The sequence below is a fragment of the Geminocystis sp. NIES-3709 genome (genome assembly GCF_001548115.1).
In the GTDB taxonomy this organism is placed as follows: Bacteria; Cyanobacteriota; Cyanobacteriia; order Cyanobacteriales; family Cyanobacteriaceae; genus Geminocystis.
In genome coordinates this window covers 1,069,561-1,093,359 of record NZ_AP014821.1, presented here as the reverse complement: position 1 = coordinate 1,093,359, position 23,799 = coordinate 1,069,561, and the positions used below count along the sequence as shown (strand labels likewise).

Annotated in this window: 17 protein-coding genes; 9 read left to right on the top strand and 8 right to left on the bottom strand. The window is 33.1% G+C overall.

Annotated elements, in window-relative coordinates:
- The first annotated feature begins 58 nt into the window (after nucleotides 1-58).
- From GM3709_RS04645 to GM3709_RS04635, 3 genes are all read left to right on the top strand, one after another.
- Nucleotides 59-1,240 carry an ATP-dependent 6-phosphofructokinase gene (locus GM3709_RS04645; protein ID WP_066116732.1) on the top strand — a complete coding sequence of 394 codons (1,182 nt, stop codon included), beginning with the start codon at nucleotides 59-61 and terminating at the stop codon, nucleotides 1,238-1,240.
- Between the two features lie 147 nt (nucleotides 1,241-1,387).
- Entirely contained in the window at nucleotides 1,388-2,305 is a 918-nt protein-coding gene (locus GM3709_RS04640) for an NAD(+) kinase (RefSeq protein ID WP_066116730.1), read from the top strand.
- 127 nt (nucleotides 2,306-2,432) lie between these two features.
- The gene (locus tag GM3709_RS04635) at nucleotides 2,433-3,404 is read left to right on the top strand and encodes a PRC-barrel domain-containing protein (protein ID WP_066116728.1); all 972 of its coding nucleotides are present in this window, start codon (nucleotides 2,433-2,435) and stop codon (nucleotides 3,402-3,404) included.
- A 297-nt stretch (nucleotides 3,405-3,701) separates the two neighbouring features.
- Here the strand turns inward: GM3709_RS04635 and GM3709_RS04630 are convergent, their stop codons facing one another.
- Complete coding sequence (locus GM3709_RS04630; RefSeq protein ID WP_066116726.1) at nucleotides 3,702-5,099, bottom strand: Rieske 2Fe-2S domain-containing protein; 1,398 nt, start codon at nucleotides 5,097-5,099, stop codon at nucleotides 3,702-3,704.
- A gap of 201 nt (nucleotides 5,100-5,300) precedes the next feature.
- Between GM3709_RS04630 and GM3709_RS04625 the strand changes: the two genes are divergently transcribed.
- The 5 genes from GM3709_RS04625 (at nucleotide 5,301) to mreC (ending at nucleotide 15,187) form a co-directional block, all read left to right on the top strand.
- Nucleotides 5,301-6,035 (top strand): alpha/beta fold hydrolase, encoded by a 735-nt coding sequence (locus GM3709_RS04625; RefSeq protein ID WP_066116724.1) that lies wholly within the window; start codon nucleotides 5,301-5,303, stop codon nucleotides 6,033-6,035.
- 680 nt (nucleotides 6,036-6,715) lie between these two features.
- Nucleotides 6,716-6,925: a hypothetical protein gene (locus GM3709_RS04620; RefSeq protein WP_066116722.1), complete on the top strand. Its 210-nt coding sequence runs from the start codon at nucleotides 6,716-6,718 to the stop codon at nucleotides 6,923-6,925.
- A 142-nt stretch (nucleotides 6,926-7,067) separates the two neighbouring features.
- The gene (locus tag GM3709_RS04615) at nucleotides 7,068-7,739 is read left to right on the top strand and encodes an HAS-barrel domain-containing protein (RefSeq protein ID WP_066116720.1); all 672 of its coding nucleotides are present in this window, start codon (nucleotides 7,068-7,070) and stop codon (nucleotides 7,737-7,739) included.
- Between the two features lie 108 nt (nucleotides 7,740-7,847).
- The gene (locus tag GM3709_RS04610; protein WP_066116718.1) at nucleotides 7,848-14,084 is read left to right on the top strand and encodes a translocation/assembly module TamB domain-containing protein; all 6,237 of its coding nucleotides are present in this window, start codon (nucleotides 7,848-7,850) and stop codon (nucleotides 14,082-14,084) included.
- A 332-nt stretch (nucleotides 14,085-14,416) separates the two neighbouring features.
- On the top strand, nucleotides 14,417-15,187 hold the full coding sequence (mreC, locus tag GM3709_RS04605; RefSeq protein ID WP_066116717.1) for a rod shape-determining protein MreC: 771 nt from the start codon (nucleotides 14,417-14,419) through the stop codon (nucleotides 15,185-15,187).
- A gap of 56 nt (nucleotides 15,188-15,243) precedes the next feature.
- Here the strand turns inward: mreC and GM3709_RS04600 are convergent, their stop codons facing one another.
- Both GM3709_RS04600 and GM3709_RS04595 read right to left on the bottom strand, forming a co-directional pair.
- Complete coding sequence (locus tag GM3709_RS04600) at nucleotides 15,244-16,512, bottom strand: glutamate-5-semialdehyde dehydrogenase (protein ID WP_066116714.1); 1,269 nt, start codon at nucleotides 16,510-16,512, stop codon at nucleotides 15,244-15,246.
- Between the two features lie 10 nt (nucleotides 16,513-16,522).
- Nucleotides 16,523-16,927: a hypothetical protein gene (locus tag GM3709_RS04595; protein WP_066116712.1), complete on the bottom strand. Its 405-nt coding sequence runs from the start codon at nucleotides 16,925-16,927 to the stop codon at nucleotides 16,523-16,525.
- 107 nt (nucleotides 16,928-17,034) lie between these two features.
- Between GM3709_RS04595 and GM3709_RS04590 the strand changes: the two genes are divergently transcribed.
- Entirely contained in the window at nucleotides 17,035-17,586 is a 552-nt protein-coding gene (locus GM3709_RS04590; protein ID WP_066116710.1) for a shikimate kinase, read from the top strand.
- 21 nt (nucleotides 17,587-17,607) lie between these two features.
- On the opposite strand, the gene lgt is transcribed toward GM3709_RS04590, so the two are convergent.
- The 5 genes from lgt to GM3709_RS04565 form a co-directional block, all read right to left on the bottom strand.
- Complete coding sequence (gene lgt / locus GM3709_RS04585) at nucleotides 17,608-18,435, bottom strand: prolipoprotein diacylglyceryl transferase (protein ID WP_066116708.1); 828 nt, start codon at nucleotides 18,433-18,435, stop codon at nucleotides 17,608-17,610.
- 63 nt (nucleotides 18,436-18,498) lie between these two features.
- Nucleotides 18,499-20,646: a Tex family protein gene (locus tag GM3709_RS04580; protein WP_066116706.1), complete on the bottom strand. Its 2,148-nt coding sequence runs from the start codon at nucleotides 20,644-20,646 to the stop codon at nucleotides 18,499-18,501.
- Nucleotides 20,647-20,739: 93 nt separating this feature from the next.
- Entirely contained in the window at nucleotides 20,740-22,005 is a 1,266-nt protein-coding gene (locus GM3709_RS04575; protein WP_066116704.1) for an IS701 family transposase, read from the bottom strand.
- Nucleotides 22,006-22,231: 226 nt separating this feature from the next.
- Entirely contained in the window at nucleotides 22,232-23,227 is a 996-nt protein-coding gene (locus GM3709_RS04570; protein ID WP_066116702.1) for a CsgG/HfaB family protein, read from the bottom strand.
- A 177-nt stretch (nucleotides 23,228-23,404) separates the two neighbouring features.
- A complete protein-coding gene (locus GM3709_RS04565; protein WP_144439407.1) occupies nucleotides 23,405-23,701 on the bottom strand; it encodes a hypothetical protein in 297 nt (98 codons plus the stop codon).
- Nucleotides 23,702-23,799: the final 98 nt, after the last annotated feature.

Sequence of the window (23,799 nt, the reverse complement as noted above, 5' to 3'; positions counted from 1 at the left end):
TATAAATAAATTAAAGATTTAAACAATTTTTTGATTTTCCAATTAAAACACTACAACTATGAGTAAGAAAAAAAGAATCGGTATTTTAACCAGTGGCGGAGATTGCCCCGGTCTGAATGCTATTATTAGATCCGTAGTCAAATACGCTAATATGAGACAGTGGGAAATTTATGGAATTCCAAGAGGAACAGATGGATTTATTGATGTAGTGAAAGGAAAGTTACAAGTAGAAGATCTTAAACTACATCCTCATGGTTATGATGTACCCGGAGTCTTGCAAGGGTTAGATGTTCTCCAATTTATGAGTGGTAGTGTATTGGGATCTCTGAGTCGAGGTAATCCAGCAGAAGAAGATGTTACAAAAGATATTTTGGAGGGGTATAGTCGTTTTGGGTTAGATGCTTTAATTGCCATTGGTGGAGATGGTAGCTTAGATATTATCTATGATTTAGCGAAAAAAGGTGGTTGGAATTTAGTTGTTATTCCTAAAACCATTGATAATGACGTTGCTTTTACAGAACGATCGGTCGGTTTTGATACAGCTCGTAACACCGTAACCCAAGCCTTATACGATCTCACTTTTACTGCCGCTAGTCACGAACGTATTATGGTAGTTCAAGTTATGGGTAGAGATGCCGGACATTTAGCTTTACATTCGGGTATTGCAGGGGGTGCAGATTGTATTTTAGTTCCCGAATTAACTCCTAAATTGACAGATGCTACGATCGAAGGGATTTGTAAATATATCGCTAAATTAAGGAGAGATAGACGAAAATTTGCCTTAGTAGTTATAGCAGAAGGAGTACATGGATTAAATAATCAAAAAGATCCTTATATTGCGGAAACCTTAGCTGAGTTAATCACAGATTATAGTCATCGTCTTTGTGACGGTAATAATAATTATGATGGATTAGATACCATTGATACCCGTGCCACCGTCTTAGGACATTTACAACGTTGTGGAGTACCTAGTTCCTTCGATCGAATTTTAGCTACAGTATTTGGTATCAAAGCCTTAGATTTGATTGAACAAGAATGCTATAACCGTCTCGTCGTTTGGCAAAATGGCAGTGTAGAAAGTAAATCTCTTGAACAAATTATGCCGATGATTAAATGGTGTCATCAAGAAAAAACTTGTCCTGCACCTGTAGATCCTGAAGGTTTCATGGTCAGAACTGCTCTCTCACTAGGTATTTATTTGGGAGAATCTCATTATCATCCCCACGCTATTAATGAATGAGTCTCAATGAGGTAAACAAAGGGATAGGGGAGAGGAGGAAATAATTTATTTTATTAATTCCTAATTCTCCATTCTTAGACAAGTTCTGGTAAAATACGATCGACACTGTGCTAGATAGTCAGCCCATTCAACCAGGAAGAATTATTGATGCCCAAAATTGGCGTTATTTATAACGATATAAAACCCACGGCTTGTCAAGTTGCCCAAGAATTAGAAAACTTATTAATAGATCAAGGTTATCAAGTTTGTTTAGCTACGGGATACGCTGGTATTTTAGGATACTCCCATCCTGGCCGCCCCGTGTGTCATAGCCCCATCGAACAAATTGCTCCGGCAGGATTTGATCAAGACATGAGTTTTGCCATCGTTTTGGGTGGGGATGGTACAGTGTTATCAGCTTTTCGACAAGTTGCTCCTCATAATATACCCCTTTTAACCGTTAATACAGGACATTTGGGATTTTTGACCGAAATTTATCTCAATCAGCTTTCTATGGCTTTAGAACAGGTTTTAGCTGGAGATTATCAAATAGAAAAACGATCGATGATGAAAGTTAGCGTGATTCGGGAGAATAGTTCTTTATGGGAAGCCCTCTGTTTGAATGAAGTAGTAGTTCACAGAGAACCATTGACAAGTATGTGTCATTTTGAAATTGCCATTGGACGACATTCCCCTGTTGATATTGCAGCGGATGGGGTGATTATTTCTACCCCGACAGGCTCTACCGCTTATTCCTTAAGTGCCGGTGGCCCTGTTGTTACCCCTGATGTCCCTGTATTTCAGTTAGCCCCCATTTGTCCTCATTCCCTCGCTTCCCGTGCCTTAGTATTTTCCGATCGAGAACCTGTTACAATTTATCCTGCTACCCCGAATCAAATGGTAATGGTAGTGGACGGTAACGCTGGTTGTTATATTATAGGCGATGATGAAGTGCGTATTGCTCGATCGAGTTATGACGCTCAATTTATTCGTTTACAACCTCCAGAATTTTTCCGTATTCTAAGAGAAAAGTTAGGGTGGGGATTACCTCATATTGCTAAACCTAGTTCTGTCGAGTTACCCTGAAATCCGATCTGTGATTTTGAAAACCGATCGAGTAGAATAGGACTACCTCAAAATAATTAGTAATTAGGAATGAGTAATTAGTAATTATCCCCTTGATTATTACATTAATTTTTATATATAAATTATTATGACAAATTCAGATAATCGTTTACGCAACGAATTTTTAAATAGCCAAGTCATCACTCGAAGTAGTGGCAAACGACTTGGAGTTGTTAGAGAAGTATTAGTAGATGTCGATCGCAGAGAAGTAGTAGCGTTAGGATTAAGAGATAATCGTCTAGCTATGTCTGGCATTCCTAAATATATGTATCTCAATAGCGTTTCTCAAGGAGGAGACGTTATCTTAGTGGAAAATGAAGACGTTATCGAAGATGTAAATATAGATATTTATAGTCCTCTGATTAACTCTGAAGTAGTTACAGAAACAGGTGAACCTTTAGGAAAAGTAAGAGATTTTCAATTTAATCTCGTTGATGGACAGATATACTCTTTAACTATTGCTGTCATCGGTTATCCTCAAATTCCTGAACAATTAATCAGTACTTATGAATTATCTGTTGATGAAATAGTAAGTAGTGGCCCTAATCGTATTATTGTATTTGAAGGTGCTGAAGAACGTATAACTCAGCTTACGGTAGGAGTTTTAGAAAGACTTGGTATTGGGCGCCCTCCTTGGGAAAAAGAAGACGAAGAAATGTATTATGCACCTACCACCGCCCCAGAAAATCAGTTACCAACGGGAATACCAGTACGCCCGATCGCTCAACCCATGCAAAATCGTCCTGTAGTAATGGAAGATAATTGGAGTGATGATGAGTGGGAAGAAGCACGTCCGATCGCACCACCACCACGTCGTAAAGCTCAATCAATGCCCTATCCAGAGTATGAGGAAGAAATGGAGGAAGATAACTGGGGTGAGAATGTAGTAGAAAGAGAACCTGCTCCTCGTTACCAATCTGATAATATTCCTCAAAAACGTCGCTATAAAGATGATTCCATGGAAGAGGATATGTGGGATGATGATGATGACTCTGATTATCGCCCTCAAAAAGTCAATATTCCTCAAAAACAAAAAATGCCCGAATACGAAGAATATTAATTAGGAATTAGGGATTAGGGATTAGGGATTAGGGATTAGGGATTAGGGATTAGGGATCAGGGATTAGGGATTTTAAACACAACCCACTTTGAAATAAATTTCAAAGCTAATAGCCAAAGTCGGCTAAAGCGACTAAACTCAAACGCTTTTATTAGTAAACCTCTTGCAAAATTAAAAATATAATTAAATTGAGGCTGTTTATAATCAATTATCCTAACTATTGCGTCTTGCCCCTTGCCTTTTGTCTATTGCTTGACTTCTACAAGAATTCTAGTAAGTGTTTCTGTCTCCTTCTTCCTAATTCTTAATTCTATTTCGAGGTGCGATCGTTTGTCCTTCATAAAATTTTTTCTCTAGTTTACCTAAGTATAAATAAATGGATAAATTAACGATACTAATTGAAGAAGATACCGTAGCAATAAAAGAAGGTAAATAATTGATATAAAGAGTAATTAAAGGTGTTATTGACCATAAAATAGTAGTAATAATTAACAAAATAAAACGCACATTTTTAATCGTTTTCAAAGCCTGATGACAACTAACACATTTTTCGGTGTGAGAATGATACCTTTCCAATAAAATTGTATGATTTGGAGTTTCGGGAAATACTTGGTTAGGGAATAATTCACCACTATATTTATTAACCCATTTTCTCAACTCACTGACAAATAAATCTGCTTTTGTTGGTAGATAATAGGCTTGGGTAAACTTTTCACTCCCGCCTAATTCTGCTAAAAACCGCTCTTGATAATGTAAGAAAATTTGGTCATCTTCAAGAATAGCATTTTGATTAATATGAGAATACCAACGAGGGGTTATTTTGATAAAAAATTCGGGTATTTTAGAAGAAAATTGAAAAGGAAATAAAGCAAATAATCGACATTTTCCCTTACTAATAGGCGTTGCATAAACTACTGTCATTGTTCTACCAAATTGGTTTGAGGTTAAATCATGCCACATTAAATTTGGAGCAATAAAAGTTGTATATTGTGTACCTAATTTTCCTTTTCTTGGGCCTTCCTGCCATACTCCTTTAAACCCTTTTTTATTACTACTAATAACCTCTAATTCTACCGAAGAAACATTAGCTCTATTTCCTACAGAACCATGATGAGTGTAAGGAATATGACTTGAATCTAACACATTTTCTAATAAAGTTAAAGCATCATAGGGAATGTCTCTAAAAGTGTTTAATATAACCCAATCTTGCTCATTTTCTGCTAAAGGTTCGATAATTGGTAAAGAAGTTAACGGTGCATTTTCAGGATTACCTGCATAGGCAAATAATAAACCATGTTCGATCGCTGTAGGGTAAGATTTAACACAACTACGAGGAGATTTTTCACCACTATTTCCTATTACTTGTTGAGGAATTAATTCACAATTTCCCTCTCCCGAAAATGTCCAACCATGATAAGGACATTCTAATAGACCTTGTTCGTTAATTCTACCTTCACTAAGAGGTGCAAGTCGATGAGGACATTTATCTGCAAATACTCGCCACTGTTCATCTTTTTTATCCCACCAAATTACTAATTTTTCTTCTAATAAAGTAAAAGAATTAGGTTTATTTTTATGTAAATCTTTGACAAAAAAAATAGGATACCAAACTTCTTGATAGTTAAATTTGTCTTCTTCTATTTTCTCGATCGATAATGATTTAATATCTTGAATATTTACTTGATTAATGTTCATAATTGAGAAACCAAAAATCTATTTATTGTTGTTAATTACTCTCCTAATTATAACAACCTTCGATCGTATCCTAAAACTAGATGAAAACTTATCTCTTATAAGGATACAAACAATGATAATTTTTGATATATCGTTTCTAGTAAAGATGGTTATTTAGTTAAAATAGAAATATAGTAATCTAAATTTTCAAATATTAAAACCTTGATATTTTTACCCTATAAAACAAATTATAATCATAAACCTATTTTTCTTTATCTTCCGGGGATGGATGGTAGTGGCAAATTACTCAGAAGCCAAAAAAGTATTTGGGAAAATTTTGATGTCCGTTGTGTGGCGATACCTCCTCATTATGGTATTCAATGGCAGGATTTAACCGAACAATTAATTCACCTTATCTCATTACCTCTCAAAGAAAATAGAGAAATTTATCTCTGTGGTGAGTCTTTTGGTGCTTGTTTAGCAATGAAATTAATGGAAAAAATCCCAAATCTATTTACAAAAGTAATTTTAGTAAATTCTGCCTCTGCTTTCAATCAACGTCCTTGGTTAAATTTAGGTAGCTATTTAACTCAACTCATGCCCGATTTTGTTTATAAAGGTTCAACTCTGATTTTATTACCTTTTATTGCCAAGTTGGAAGCATTAAATTTAAGGGAAAGACAACGACTTTTAAACGTTATGGCATCATTACCACCTACGATCGTATCATGGCGTATAAATTTATTAGAAAAATTTTTTGTTGATCAAGACAAATTAAATCAATATAAAAATGAAGTCCTTATTGTTGCTTCGGGAGAAGATAATTTATTACCTTCTTTACAAGAAGCCCGAAGACTAAAGAGTATTTTTACTCAGTCTAAAATAAACTTTCTTCCTCATAGTGGTCATTGTTGTTTATTGGAAAAACAAGTAGATTTACTCAGTCTTATTCAATAATTCTACTACCTCAATTTTTTATAATCAAAGAACGATTAATCTGAATAAGAATAGTTTTAACCTTAATTCATTACCTTTTTTCCTTGATCTCTTTCATTTTTCATAAGTTGTATAGTCTTATTTTTTACTAAAAATATGGAATGAATGTAAAGTTATATTAAGATACCTTCCCCTTATTAAAAAACCTTGTTATCTTATAAATATAGAAGTTAATTAAAACTTCTTTCGACAGACGAACCAGCTAGTGTAAACTCTATTGAAAAAGCGAGGTGAAAAGGCTGAAAAAGATACGTGTTATCTGTCTTTCGATCGCCGAAACAGCGGTTAGTTTTCTGTTTCAAATTTCCTAAGCGACAAAAGAGAGCAATGGAACTGAACAAGAAAGATCCTAGAGATCTGGATTTCAGTGTAACTCTGTAAAGTATTGGTTTAGGTCAGGAAAAAACAAGTGATAGGAGGTTAAATAAGCTGTTTACGGTAGTTTGCGTTTTCGTGAATATCAACAATAATAGCAGTAGTCAGTACCAAGTCTTCAATTTCCCAATGTACAGCGAATCAGGGAGTAAGGGAACTAAGTTTTAAGAATTTAGTGCAACTCCGAGCATTCTCAATTAGGATGGGAGAGAGTAAAGCAGGTCAATTTCGGACTACTGTTATTGTTGTTTTAAAGTATTAAGATAATGAAAATAAAAGGCGAAATCAAATATCAGAGTATTGGCGTTGGTGCATGGACTTTAGTTAGCGATACAGGAGAAGTCTATGAGTTATACAAGCCTCCCCTAAATATTTGTCAAGATGGTTTGAAAATTGAAATCCAAGGTATCATCAGAGATGATATTATGACGACCGCCATGTTAGGAAAAATTTTAGAAATTAGTAAGGTTTATTAGTTTATTTTTCTTTGTAGATTATTGACATCCTGTCGAAAAAGTCTTTAAATAAACTCAATGTGTCTCAAAGCCTAAAGATTTTGTCATTGTTAATTGCTAATTTTTCATCTAATTTTATAAATTCCTCATCCCTAATTAAATCGTGCGTTTACCATTACCGAAATTAAATAACGACGATCGTCAATCAGATCATATTGGCGAAGTAATCGAAACTTCTACTGTCGAATTTTTAGCCCAATGTTTAGAACCGGAAGAACTGAATTTTCCTGCGATGCCTCCCTTTGGCAGTTGGGTTAAATCCTTTGACGAAGAATCAGGAAACAAAATTTATTCTTTAGTAACTAATGTAACTACAGCACCGATCGACTCTGTGCATAGAGCAAGGGCTTTAGGATTAACCTTAACAGAATTGAAAGAACAGCAACCCCAAATCTTTGCTATGTTAAAGACTGAATTTCGAGCCGTAATCATTGGTTTTGAAATCCCGTCAACCTCTGAGAGTAACAGCTATAATATTTCTAATGGTAATATATACCAATATTTACCACCTCGTCCTCCTCAAATTCATCAAGCGGTTTTTCGTTGCGATGCAGAAGAAATTATCAAGTTTACCGCTAATCCTGATTTTTTGAGAGTTTTATTACAAGTTCAAAACACTCCCGTTGAATCTTTAATTGCGGCTACTTTAAGAGAAAGTTATCGTTTGCGAGGAGGCGATCGACAGTGGTTAGTGAATGCTGGCCGTACTTTGAGCGTTTTATTAAAAAATGATTATGACTGTCTGAAATATATTTTAAGTCAAGTACATTGGTAAAAGATTTTTAGATTATTCTGAAAAGAAAAATAAAGGATGATTCTTTGAAGTTGATCCACTGTTATATTAAAAACAGCAGAAGAAATTATGCAAGTGTGAGGAAATAAAATGACTAATCGACAACCAGAAGATTGGGAGAATAATCTATCGTCGTTAAGTTTAAAACAGAGATTAGCGATAATACTGGCAAAACCACAAACTAAAATTATTTCCTTAGTGACAGTAACAGGTATTTTAGCCGGAGGATATGGTGTCACTAGATATTTAATTAACAAGATTATTCCTTCTCGCATTGAAACAGAATTAGAAAGAATTTTATCCCGAGAAGTTAGTTTCGGTAAAGTTACTCATTCTCTTTTCAATGAAATAGTTATTGATAATATTAAAATTTCTCCCACCCAAACAGATCCTAGTTTTTTGTCGATCGAGTCTGCTAAGATTAGTTTAGATTTATGGTCATTAATATTTCAAAGACAGTTACCTATCAATGTTATTGCGAATGAAATAACAGGTTATGGACAATTAGACACTTTATTACCACCAGAAGAGGAGAGAAAACCGTTTCCTTTATCTCTCAAGTTGCCAACTTTACCCATTGAAGCAAAAATAAATTTAAGGTTGCGGGGAAGTCGCATAGGTATTTCTCCCAACGCTACCACACAAGCAGTAGAAGTTACCAGTAAAGGAAGACTAAATCTAGTATATGACAATGAGAATCAACCTTTAACTTATAATTTAGAAAATCGTATCGGTATTAGCCGTATTAATCTCGAAGGTAAAACCCTATTAGCTGATACTGCCAGTGAAAATCAATTAGAGATTCGTTATCTTGACTTACCCCAAGCCACAAGATTAATTCCTAACCTTCCTCTAAATTTGCGGGAAGGAAGACTTAACGGCAACCTAAAAATTATTACCTCTTCCTTATCTACCATCAATATAAATGATATAGAGGGAAAAGTTAATATACAAGATGTAGAAGGAAAAGTGGATATAGGGAAACTCGACTCTAATGAAAATAAGGAAATTTTAGACAGATTTAACCTTCAGGAAAAAATTGAGAAGATACCCCTTTTTAATCAGAATTTTTTAGCAAATGCGTTTATAGAAATAAAAAAAGAATCTCTTAATATTGAGTATGCCAGTTTAAAGATAGGAGATATTGACACTTCCTTGCGAGGAGAAATTAGTCAGCAACAGGGGTATAATTTACAAGCAAATCTCAACCCCGTTAACCTAAGAAAAGTTTTACCTAGTGTCGGGATTAAGCCTATTGTGGCAATAGATGGTTTATTAGCAGGAAATATTCAAGTCAACGGAAATCTTGATACTCCTCAAATAGAAGGCAAAGTTAAAGTTAATAAAACTTTTGTAGATAAGTTGGAGTTGGGAAATATTGATAGTCAATTTATCGCTAACTTGGATAAAGTCACCATTAAACAGATAGCGATTAAACCACCCACAGGAGGAAATATTATTACTCAGGGGGTTATTAATACTAACTTTAATCAAAATCTTAGAGAAGACAAACCTCTAAAGTTAGAAAAAATACCCTTTAACTTTCAATTCAATGCTAATTTACCCTCTAGTTTGTGGAGTAACAAATATAGCATCTTATCTTCAAAGGTTTCAATCGCACAAATATTAGCAAAAGGAGAAATAAAAGGAAACTTAAGCCAACCCCTAGGAGAAATTTCATTTTCTCTTCCTTCTATTCAAGCCTTTGAAGAAGAATTAACCACTGAAGGTAAATTAGTAATAGATAAAAACACCATCAATCTTGTTGATACCCAATTAATCCTCAAGGAAAATCGAATCCTTCTCAATGGGAGTAGTCAATGGCGGGAAAAAACTTATGGGGTGACAGTAGTAAGTGACGAGATTAATTTAACTCCTTTCTTATCTCCCTTATGTCAAACATTGTCTTTTTGTGATGAGTCTTTAGTTAATGTCAATGTACCAACATTCGCAAAAAATTTAGATATTGAGATAACGGGAAATTTAGAAGAAATTAGTCTTAATAAGATAGAAGGAAATGGTAGAGTAAACCTCCTTATCGATAACAAAATTAATAATGCTAACTCTTGGATTTCTAATTCATCAACAAGATTAATTAGTGACGAAGGTAATCTCAACTTAAACTTTAATTTAGCGAAAGGTGACTTAACAGTTAACGGAGAAGCCAACCAAATTTTCTTAAATAATATACTTCCCTCTTTACCAAATCTAGCTAATATCATCAATAGTGAAGTTAATTTAACTGGTAATACTCAAGACTTATTAACTATATCCTCCAATAATTTTCCCGAAAGTTTGATTATTTCTACTGATAGCAAATTACAAATAGAAGAGGGGTTAATTAATGCCACAGCAAGTATAGATGAAAACGAAACAAGGATTTTTGCAGATGTTAGTCAAATTCCAGTTAATCAAATTATTCCCTCTCTTCCCCTCGACATTGAATCCAGTCAACTTAACTTCTCAGCAAAAACAACAGAGTTATATCAATTAACTAATCAATCGGTTGAATCTGTTAATTATGAAACTTTAACCAGTCTTCCGAGTCTTAATGTGACGGCAGATATAAATGGTAAGTTAGCAGGAGGAGACTTTAATAGTAAAACGATCGTAAAAAATAGTCAAGTTTCCCTAGATGGTTTTACACAAGGAATATCTTTATCTCAATTATTCCCTAACACTAACCTTAAAGCAGAAAACCTTAATGGTAATCTTTCTCTCAGTAGTAACGTCTCTGACTTAGTTGCTTTTTCCCTTCATTATCTCGATAACCAAACTCTCTCCTCTATACCTAGTCTTAATCTTCTTCTTAATGGTAATGCCAATATTGCTCAAGGGAAAATTTTACTCTCCACAAGGGTTAACAATAATCAATGGCAAAGTCGTATTAATACCCGTAATGTTAATCTTGAGGCTTTAAATCAACAACTCTCTTTAATTAATCAAGAGTCAAATATTAGTCTTTCTGATTTAGATAATCTTAATGGGGAAATAAATTTTTCTGGTAGTCTTCTTCCCGTTTTACAAGCCAAGTCATCTTTGCCTATTGATATAGAGTCAGCTATTTTCGAGATAGGAAAAAATATTGTTGAAGCAAAAGGTAACTTTAATTTAGTCAATCTCTTTTCTTCACCTGACGTTAATAATTTACAGTTACAGGTGACAGCTAATTCTAATCTCAATGTTATTCCTGTAAATCAACTTCTTGCTTCTGTTTCTTCTAAGAATAAGGAAGGGTTTCGTTTTCTTCCTACTTCAATGAATTTAGATGGCAGAGTAAATTTTCAAGGTGTGGTAAAGGCAAATAGTTTATTAAGTAATCTCCTCGGTGAAAATAATATTGATATTCAAGGTGACTTAACTTTGACTAACTTTAATTTTAATCAACTAGATTTTGACTCATTTTTAAAGGGAAAACTTATTATTAACTCCTCTATAATTGATTTAGATTTGCGGGGGAGTGAAAATGTTATTGCTTTCTCTTTACTAAGAGAAGATTTTACTATTCCAGCTATTAATGTAACTACTGCTTTTTTTCCTTCTCAGATAGAAATTAGACAAGGTAGAGAATCAGGTTTTTCTCTTATCGGTAAACGACTGGATAATGAGTTTAATCTTGTCTTCTCGGATTTTGCTTTAGAAAATTTGCAACTGCAACCTGCTATTAACTATGGTGTTAAAGGAAAAGTTAGAGGAATTTTGTCTTCGGATATAACTGTAAATCTTTCAGATTTTTCCGCTACAGGTAATCTAAATTTAGATAATCTGGGTTTGGGTGGTATTGTTGCCAAAAATTTCTCAACGAATTTTAATTTTGCGGATGATATTGCACAGTTGGAAAATGCTAAACTAAGTTTCGCCAATACTAATTATGATTTAGAAGGTAAAATCAATGTAGTAACTCAGGCAATAGAAGGCAGAATGTCTTTAAATGGTAGGGTTGAGGATATTTTTTCAACTTTACAAATCACGGATGTAGATAGTGTGAATGCTTTACTTCAACACTTACAAAGCCAAGATTTCTTCGCCTCTGCTGATACTATCCCTTCTCAATCTCTTGGCGGTGATAAAAATTCCATTAAATCTCAAGTTAATCTTCTTTATATAATAGATCAACAAATAAGATCGATCGCAAGGGATTTACAATCGGGTAAAATACCCAATGATTTAGATATTCGTGGCAAATATGAAGGTGAAATTCTTCTTGCTGGTAAACTAAGCAATCCCGAAATTAATGTCAATTTTCAAGGCAATCAATGGCAGTGGCTTCCACAACAAAATTTTCCGAATATAGTCGATTCCCTTGGTTTGGTGATTGAAGAAACTCAATTTATTCCCATTGAGAAAATTGCCTTTAATGCTTCTTGGGAAAATAATAACCTTGCTTTGCAACCTTTTGAATTAAACATTGCCAATAGTCAAGTATTTTTTAGTGGTAATATTTCTTCAAATTCTCAGGAAGGTAATTTTAAAGTTGTTGATTTTCCTTTAAATTTTATCGATAATTTTGTGAAATTCCCTACAGATATAGATAGTTTAATTAATCTTAATGGTAAGGTATCAGGTAATATTTCTAACCCTATAATTATAGGTGATTTAAGTTTAAATAATACCGCTATAAATGGAGTTATCATTGATAATAAAATACAAGGAAATTTTGATTATAAAAATTATCAATTAAATTTTAATACGGTCGAAAATCAAAATATACAAATTAATGCGTCTATTCCTTATCATCCATCAATTATAGAAAACAAACCTGCTTTTATTAATATAAAATTAGATAGCGATCGAGTTAAACTATTAGATATACTTAGTCAAGGTAAAATAAGTTTAATGGGAGGCAATATTTCTTCAAATTTAAGTATAGAAATAGCCTCAATCAATAAGTTAATTAATAATTTTAAACTTGAACTCTTTAAACTAGGAGGGGAAATTAATTTTGATAATGCTCAGATAAATAGTATCAGAGTAAAAAGTCCCATTACTTTAACAGGAAAAGTAAATATTGATAAAAATAATCAAGCATTAGATATAGAAACATTATCGGCAAAAATTAACAACAGTGCCGATATAAATATTGCTGGAAATTTACCTCTTTTTAAACCTAAAAATAATAATGATAATCCCCTCTCTATCAATATTTCTAATCAGAAAATAGACTTACAAAATATTTACTCAGGACAAATTAAGGGAGATATAGTTGTCAATGGGACAGTATTTACTCCAAAAATCGGTGGTTATGTCAGCTTAAACAATGGTAATTTTGTTCTACCTCAAGAGCAAACTATAATCTCGAATCCTAGAAGTCAAGGAGTGAGAAATCAATGGTTAGGAGACACGTCTTCTTCTTCTTATGATGGAATTTTTCAACCTGAATTAAAAGATTTTACCTTAAAATTAGTAGATACTCAATTAGCCCAATGGAGTTTATATCGCTTCTTATTTGGTGGAGAATTAATTGTTAACGGTGGCTTATATAATTGGAAAAATCTAAGAGCTGATGGAGCAATAAACGTCCGTAGAGGGCAAATTTACCTAGGAGGGGCAAATCCATTAACTTCTTTCACTTCTAATGTGGGATTTGGACAAACTACATTCTTCTTATCCCGTACCAATGAAAATACTATCACTTTTCGCCCAGAAGAAAATATCCTCAACCCCGAAATTGATATAGAGGTACAAGCAGATATTGTCGATTATTCTCGACAGTTACCTAATACTAATCGTAACGAAGTATTAGATCCCATTGTAAGAGGTGGTAGAGGCGAAAATATACAAGTGGTGTTAAGAATAGATGGTGGTTTAGCTCAATTATTACCTGTTTTATCGGGAAGTGTTAATGATTATTGTCGTTTACCTTCTACTACCCCTATTGCAGAAGAAATTAAACTATCCTCCTCTCAATTAAATGAGGTGGCAGAATGTATTAATTTAGCGGCATTAAATAAACAAGGTTCAAATTTTAATCTTTTAAACTCTCCTTTAATTTCTCTAAGGAGTACTCCAAACCGTAGTGAAGGCGAGTTAATTAATCTAATAGTAGGAGGAGAATTATTAAATTTAGCAACTCAACTGCAAGATTTAAGTAGTCAGGATTTATTTGAGAATGGTTTAGTTCAGTTTATTCTTGTACCTTTAGCTAATAATATCAGTTTTGGAGTCAATGAAAAAGTAAGTACTTGGGGTAAACCTTTAGGAATGAAAGATTTAAGGGTTTTTCCTTTGGTGGAAGGAGTTTATGAGGTGAAAAAAGATTCTACTGTCACGGTATCTTATGATTATATTTATGGGGAGTATAAAGTTCGTTATCAGATGAGGTTTTGATCATGAGGAATTAGGTGTTAGATCTTAGGTAAAGAATTGATAAAAAACTATTAATAATTGATTTCCTACTCGATTAATTTAATTGGATAATTGAACAAAAATTGAAAAATTAACCTAAAACCTAAAACTATCATGGTTAAAACCTACCCATATCAATAATTCTTGCATCGAACTCAGGTTAAAATAAATTTGAAATCAACACCTAAAGTCTGGGAAAGCTACTTAAAAGAAGCATTTTTATCCTCAAATGTGGTATTTTATTTTTCATAAATTTACATAAAACAGTTCGTTATTGACTATTTACTATAAATTATTCACTATAAATTAGGACTTTGAAATTTATTTATCGTTGGTGGCAAAAATATGGGAGTCAATTAGTTTTCGGGCTAATTAGTATTTTTATGGCTTGGTTAGTTTACTATACTCAAGGGGCGTTAATTTCTGAAACTTTATATCGCCTTTCTCCCAATTTCTTATTCTATCCTCAAATCGATCGACAAGCATTATATGAGCAACGGACTATTCAAGAATTAAGTAATAAAATAGTTGCTTTAGAAACAGAAAATCAAAACCTGAAAAAAATTGTCAAATATCAAGAAAAATCTCCTGATTCTTTGATTCCTGCAAGGGTTATAGGTAGAAGTGCCGATGCTTGGTGGCAAATTGTAGTTATTGATGTGGGTAGCAGTAAAGGAGTTAAACCTAATCAGGTGGTGATGAGTGTAGGAGGTTTAGTTGGCAAAATCATTGATGTTACTCCTAATACTAGCCGAGTTTTATTAATTAGTGATTATAATAGTCGAGTGGGTGCAACTATTACCAGAAAAGGTTATCAAGGATTTATTAAAGGACAAGGTACGCCCATTGGTTTAATGGAATTTTATGCTAAAGTCGCTGATGTAAAGATAGGAGAAGTAGTAACAACATCTAATATTAGTAGCATTTTCCCTCCGGATATTCCCATTGGTAAAGTTACTTCGATCGATCTTAACAAAAGTCCAGCACCAGAAGCACAAATTGAGTTTACTGCACCTATTGATTTTTTGGACTGGGTAGTAGTAGATTTAACGGAAAAACAACCTTTGACAGTTAATAATCAATAGTTAGATTAAAACTTTTGCTTGTTGCCTATCCCGATAAAACACTTTTTCGATAAAGCCTAATTATTCGTTGTTTCTCCATCACCGATAACAATTTGCTTAAGGGTAGTAAAGGTTTCTAAGCTAATTAATCCCCTACGATGTCCTTTTTGATTGGATATACCTAAAAATACTGAGTTACTACCAGGTAAATAACGATAAAAACGAGGGGAAGAATTAATATAAACTAAGGCACTATCGATTTCCATAGCAAAAATTCTCCCTTCTTGATAAGAATCAGTTATGATACAGTTAGCATGACCACTACTATACTCATTAATCCATGCGATCGCACTATCAAGATTTTCTACTGTACGAAAAGCTATAGTATTATTAAGAAGAGGTTGATTCCATTGATTTTCTTTAAGAGGAGTTAGATATTCAGGAAAATCAGCAACTAAAGATTCATCTCCCATAATATTAAATTTCTGTTCTTTGAGATGATTAAATAATCTGATGATGGAATTAGATTTATGTTGATTGTTAATTAATACTTTCTCAATAGCATTAACTCGATCGGGAATAGTGCCATAACTATCTACAATAATATTACGAACTAAATCTAAATCATTAGATAATGACCAGTATAAATAACAATTACCCATAGCGGATTTTAATACAGGAGCAGTGGCTAATTGAGTCACTTTTTGAATTAAACTAGGTCTTCCATAGGGAATAATTAAATTAAGATATTGATCTTGAGTTACTAAATCTTCTATGGAATAACCTTCTTCTGAGGGTAAAAATTGTAAACAACCAGAGGGAAAATTAGCATCTTCTAAAGCAACTTGTAAAACTTGAGTGATAATTGTATTAGTATTACTAGCTTCACTGCTACCTCTCAAAATTAAACTATTACCGGTTTTAATCGCTAAACCTGCCGTGATAATGGCTAATTCGGGTAAGGCTTCATAAACTAAAGCAATAACTCCTAAAGGCATTAACTGGGAATAATTTTGACAGTAAGTGACTTGATAAGGAGAGTTGATTACTTTTTGAAAAGGATCTGGTAACTTAGAGAGTGTCTTAAGTATTTCTATACTGGTTTTTACTCTTTGGGGGGTTAGCTTCAGCCACTCAAGGATTAAATCTGGTACAGACATTTCCTTGCTAATTTCTAAGTCAAGGGTATTAGCTTGTAAAACATCATCGAGGCATTCTTCTAGCTTTTTCGCCATCTGTAATACAGCTTGAGATCTTTCAATACCTTTGATATTACTCATTTGCACAAATGCTTGGTGAGCTTGATGTACAATGAGGACGGTTTGTTTTGTAGAATTATCTTTCATACTCTTAATTTTAACGGCGATAAGCTAACCACAAAGAAAAACATAGCAAGATAAAAATTAGTCCTATAATAATACCAGAAATTAAGTTGACTCCTGCACTCAAGTTAATTAATAGAGGGGTTGAAATGAGTATGGAAGCGAGAAAACAACTAATAGTTAGATAAAAGTAGCTTTCTTGCCAAGGCTTGTGACAGGAAATCCATCTTTTACCATTCCAACGCCATTTTTTTTTATAGGGATAGCTGGGGTTTAATTGCTCAATACATTTTTCTTCATCTGTTACTACAAAAATTTGTTGACATCGATCGCACCCCATGGCTTCTGTTAAGATAATTGGTAATAATTGCCCTTTACGACGACAAGGACAAGGATACTGAGAGTTTAAGTCAATTTTAGTAGATTTTTGCCAACGCACAATTGTTCGGAAGTCAAATAATAAGGGGATATTAAATCATTATAAACAGTTGACAGGTGACAGTTGACAGTTGAAAATTATCAATTATTAACGATCGATTATTTTTAATGGATATTTTAAGAGGATTAGACGTTTACTTAATTGGTATGATGGGATCAGGTAAGACTACCATCGGTAAGTTATTAGCGGAAAAGTTAAATTATCGTTTTTTGGATACAGATTCTATTATTGAAACTGTTACTCATAAAACCATCAATGAAATCTTTGCGGAAGAAGGAGAAGCTAGTTTTCGTCAGCTAGAAAGTGATATTTTAAGAGAAATATCTGCCTATACTCGTACAGTTATTGCCACAGGAGGGGGTATTATTCTCTGTCAAGACAACTGGAGTCACTTGCGTGATGGTATGGTTATTTGGTTAGATGTGCCTGTTGATGTTTTAGTTAAAAGATTAGCTGATGATGATACTCGCCCGTTATTACATCAAGAAGATTTAAGGGCAAAATTAACAGATTTACGACAGCAAAGAGAATATTTATATCAACAAGCTGATATTACTTTTACTATAGACGATCGAGATACTCCTGAAGATATTGTTAACCAAATATTTCAGGAAATTCCTTTTCATATCAAGCCCGAATTTAATCCGGATATGAATTAATTTTTTCAGTATTGTAATTTGTTAATTTTTTATATCTGGCAAAGATTTTTTTAGAATATATAGCCAGATTAAACCGAAAATTCCAAAAGCGATCGAGGTTAAGCTAACAACCTGAGCAATTCTTAAAAATCCTAACATTAAACTATCAGTTCTAAAACCTTCAATCCATACTCTACCTAGACTATAGCTAATTAAATAAATTAAAAATATAGTGCCATTTTTGAGCTTATTATTATTTTTAATACTCCAAAAAAATATCATAATTAATAAGATAAAAACTCCTATATTCCACAAAGATTCATAAAGAAAAGTAGGATGAAAATAATCAAAATTTATATATTCAATAGGACGATTATTTGGAGGAATATATAATTTCCAAGGCAAATTTGTAGGAATACCAAAGGCTTCTGAATTAAAAAAATTACCCCATCTACCAATAGCTTGTCCTAAAATTAAAGAGGGTGCAATAATATCTGTTAATTCCCAAAAAGATTGACGATTAATCTTCGCAAAAATTAATATGGCAATAATCCCCCCAATAATAGCACCATGAATAGCAATTCCCCCTTGCCAAATTGCAATTATATCTTGAGGATGTTGGGCATAATTTTGCCATTCAAATAAGACATAATAAATTCTAGCCATAGGTATCGCCCCGATGACTAACCAGATGACTAAATCACCAATTAAATCAGGATCAATATTACGATATTTACCTAATTTTTGGGCAATGATTACCCCTATTAAAACCGCCGAAGCAATTAATAGTCCATACCATCTTAAACTAATAGGCCCAACATCGAATAAAATAGGACCGGGCGATCGAAATTGAAAAGCAAAAAAATCCATAATTATTACTTTTTAAATATTTATAATATGACAAGTTATTAAACAAATTTAGACTTTATTATTCTAGGATAATTTCATTGACAAACTAATTCTATTTAGCTTTTCATTTATCTCTAAGACTCTAACTTTTACCACCTGTCCCACCTTGACAATTTCATTTGTATCACTTACAAATCGATCGGCTAATTGAGATATATGTACTAACCCATCTTGATGGACTCCAATATCTACAAAAGCACCAAAATTAACGACATTAGTCACAATTCCTTCTAATTCCATTCCTTCTTTTAAATCCTTAATTTCTTTTATGTTCTCTTTAAATGTTGCATATTGAAATTTAGCACGAGGATCTCTTCCTGGTTTTTCTAATTCTTTAACTATATCTTGCAATGTCGGCAATCCAATATTTTCATTTATATACTTTTTTAAATCAATATTTTTAAGATGTGAATTTATTTGAGCAATATCTGATAAAGGTATCTTTAAATCAGTAGAAATTGCTTTGACAATATCATAACTTTCGGGATGAACTGCTGTGTTATCTAAAGGATTTTCTCCGTCACGAATACGCAAAAAACCGGCAGCTAATTCAAAGGTTTTTTCTCCTAATTTTTTTACTTTTAATAGCTCTTTTCTACTTTTAAATACTCCTTTTTCATTGCGATAATTAACAATATTATTAGCGATCGTGTTATTAATTCCTGAGACAAATATTAATAATTCTTTTGAAGCAGTATTCAAGTCCACTCCGACATAATTAACACAACTTTCGACAGTTTCTTCTAAGTTTTTTTTGAGCAATTTTTGATCAACATCATGTTGATATTGTCCCACACCGATGGACTTTGGATCAATTTTAACTAATTCTGCCAAAGGATCTTGTAACCTTCTGCCAATACTAATTGCACCCCTAACAGTAACATCTAACTCAGGAAACTCGGCAATAGCCACATTACTAGCGGAATAAACCGATGCACCCGATTCATTTACCATGACTTTAATGGGTTTTTTGTCAATAGTTGCTAACACTTCGGTAATAAATTCATCAGTTTCTCTGGAGGCGGTGCCATTTCCGATGGCAATTAATTCTATGTTATATTTAAAAACGAGTTTTTTAATAGTATCTTTAGCAATACCTCTCTTTTCATGGCCAGTATGAGGAAAAATCGCCTGATACTCTAAAAACTGCCCTGTTTCTGAGAGAATTGCCACTTTGCAACCTGTCCGAAATCCAGGATCGATCGCTAAAGTGGGTTTCATACCAGCAGGAGGGGATAATAATAATTCACGCAAATTGGCTTCAAAAGTTTTAATGGATTCTACATCAGCCCATGCTTTAATGTACGATCGAACATCTCTGATTAAAGCTGGTTTAAGTAAACGTTGAAAACTATCTTTGAGCATTTCTCGATAAAACTCCCTAAAGGCAGAAATTTTTGTTTTAATCACCTTTGACTCTAAATAATTCATCACCCTCGCTTCGTCAAAATCAATATCTACCACGAGAATTTTTTCTGCTTCTCCACGAAATAAAGCAAGGACATTGTGAGGGGCAATTTTGGTGAATTTACATTGAAAGTTACGATACATTTCAAATTTAGTGCTACCTTCGGGATAGTCGTCTTTAATACGAGAAATAAATGCACCATCTTCTGAGATAAATTCCCGTAAATATGCCCTTAACTCTGCTTTTTCCGCTATTTCTTCCGCAAGAATATCACTAACACCATTTAACGCTTCTTCGATCGATTTTACTTCTTCTGAGATATATTTTTCGGCTTCTTTTTCAATAGATAAAGGTTTTGCTTGTGGTTGATTAAGATTCTTGATAAATTCGGCGAAGGGGGTTAAGCCCTTTTCCTTTGCCATAGTCGCTCTTGTGCGTCTTTTAGGCTTAAAAGGTAAGTAAAGATCTTCCAGCTCATTTTTTTGCAAACAACCCGTAATTTGGGCTTTTAATTGGTCATTAAGTAGATTTTGGGAAGCAATACCATCTAAAATAACTTGTTTACGACTCTCTAATTCCTGTAGGTAAATGAATCGATCGTGAATGTTTCTTAATTCAATTTCGTTCAAAGATCCTGTTTTTTCTTTACGATAACGAGCAATAAAAGGAATAGTAGCACCTTCAGTCAATAATTCTAAAGCACTATTTACATTTTTAATATTCAGAGATAATTCTTGAGCGATAACTTGAGGAATATTGAGCATTTTTTCTTCATTAACGTAACTATTCGATCAATATTTTATCTTAGAAAAATTACTCACCCATAATTAGTCTGCTTAACGGTACTTAGACAAAAATTATGCCCAAATAACCCCTAAACTAGCTTTATATAAACTAAATACTTCCACATTGTCTTTTAACCATTGAAAAAAGCGAAAAGACACAGCATTACGAAACGCTTCCAATGCCTCAGCAAAAGTATTTAACGGTTTATTCCCCCATTGTCTTCTTAAACCTCCTGTCAAACGATGCCATTGAATAAAAGTGTAGGCACAAAATACCAAGATAAAATGTCTCATTAAACTTCTTTTATTTCTCACTTGGTATTGTGATAACCCTAACCATCCCTTGATTTCACGGTAAAATACTTCTATCCAATTTCTTTGTGTATAAGTTTCTACTATCCAATTTCCACACACTTTTTCTCCTATTTCATTAGTCATTAAATAATCAATATCTGTGGAATTTTCAAAAGTATCTGCATTCATGACGATAGCTACAGTTTTTATTCCCGACAAAGCTGATAATTCAATATTTATCGTTGCTACCCAAAGAGTTTTTTCTCGATTTTTTCCTATTCTTATTTTTTCAAAACTATCTTGGGGTAATGATTTTGCTATTTCAGCTATGGTTTTTTCAGACTCGATAAAATCTTGTTTTACCAATTTTACTAATCTATTTTTAGCAATAATTCCTATATATTTTAAATTCTTTTTTTCTAGTTTGCCTAATAAATTAGTATTGTTTCCATAACCACCATCCATTAAAATTATTTGGGGACAATAATTTCGATTTAAACATTTTTCAATTAAATTAAAGGCAATGTCTGGTTTTTTCTGAAATTGTGGAGCGTCTTTTCCTTCAGGGAAATTTTCGGCTTTTTCATATAATTCAACGTCTAAAGGAAAACTTCTCACACCATCATAAATGTGAGTAGTGACTATAACATTACCATTATCAGTTTTGCCAATTTCACCAATATATTGTCTTCCCACACAGTCAGTAAAGTTTCCACTTTTACGATGACCTGAATCGTCTATAATTAAGGAGAAACATCGACTAATTTTTGTTTGACGACAGGATGCAATAATTTCTAATCTTTTATCATTTACCTCATCATAATTCCAAGTGGACTCTGTTAAGAAATGGTGTAATTTATGATAAGTAATATCAAGATTATTATGGGCAATTTGAGTTATATTTTTTCTTTGAGAATCTCCTAATAAACCGCCCAAATAATTTCTAAACTCTCGTTTTTGTGCCTTTGTTTTTAAGACTGGGTCTATTTTTTCACACCAGCGATTGAAACATGGGGGCATTGATGAAGAAGTAATTTCTTTCATTTTGACCTAAAAGCAATATGATGTAAAAATTATAGCTTAATTGTTGTTATTGTTTTGTCTAAGTACCGTTAATAAACCAGAAAGCAATAAAAATCAAGGGGTAAAAAATACTACATTAACAAAAGAGTATGCCAAAGTTAAAATAATCGGAAAACCTAACACTGTATGTTAATCCGATCAGATTGTATATTAAATAATTTACGATTATGTTAGTAAACAGTTTTCGTTATTGAACAGGAGACGCTATATCTCCTATAGTGAAACCATTTCCAGAAAGAATTTTACCGACACTAGAAGATTGATCTACATCATGTAATTCTACCATCCCGATAGGAGTGGTTAAACGACGAATTACTTTACCTGTTTCTGGATCTTTAATTTCTTTACCCACTCGTTCGATCGAAATTTTCATCCCAACTCGATAGCCGTCACCAGAACCCTTATTTAAAACTACATTACTACCACTAATATCAGCAATTACTGCCTTAACAGTAGGTAACACTTTAGGTACGGCGGCTAATCGATCATTTTTCTTCTCCATTTCACTAAGAATACTATCTACTGCTTTTTGAGTAGCCACAGATAAAAGTTTACCCTCATTACTGGTGGTTGTGCCTCCTCCCATACCCAAAACATATACCTGATCATCTTTTTGAGTACCGACACCACTGCCCTCTGCACCCATGATGATTTCTCCCGTTGTGGTATTAACAGCACGAACATTTAAAGAAACCAAAGCTTCTGTTGTTTGTCCACCAACACTAACCCCAAATAAGCCGAAACTAGAACCTTGTTTTTGAATATCAAACTGAGTCACAGAACCAATTAAGACCACTTCCACCCCTAATAAACGACCAATTTGAGCGGCCGTACTCGGATCAACTCTACCACTTGTACCTAAATTTTGTTCTGCTAAAACGGCATTGAGACGACTTCTCTCGATAACTCGATATTTTTCCGAATCCACTAAGCGATTAACAAAAATATCGCTGACACCACTAGCAGTACCACCAAAAATATTTAACAACCATTGAGGATTACTTAAGGCACTATAATCAAAATCTAAAACGGCGATTCTGATTTTTTCATCATTGTTAGCTTGAGCAACTATCTGGGGAGGAGTATTGGCTTTTACAGGAATTATACTTGTTTCGATCGTTAAAGTGGTAACCATTCCTATCAGGAGAAAGGAGAGATTTTGATTAAGAAAAGACTTATTCATTAACTTACAATTTTTTACGTCTATAAATAACTAAATTATTATAAAATATCACTTTTTCAAGAGAATGATCTGATAATTCATTTACATAAAGTAATTGATCGCATCTTTGTTCATTAAAACAGATGAATTAGGTTCGATCGTACTCTTTAGCTGTATTAATCCATGTATAGATTAATTTTATCTTCTATCTCTTTCTAAATCTGAAATTGCTTTTTCCCAATACCAAATTTCTGTTTGATTAGGATATTTTGTTTTTAAATTAGTTATTAAACGTTTCACTGCTTTTTGATCATTACTCATCATTCTTAGTAAAGTTTTGTGTAATGCTTCATTAGATATTTGATTATTTATTTTTGAGTTTTTTGATAGGGTATTATATCTATTACTATTAGAAATATTGTATTTATCAGGTATAAAAAATAATTGTCCTCTTTTTTTCTTTTTTGTGATTGATTGTTTTTGGGATTCTCCCATTTTATAGAAAACCATGTATATAATTATGATCAAAAGAAAACCAATTACGAAATAAACAACATATTGCATATATTTCTAAATTCTTTTTTGATGGCCAC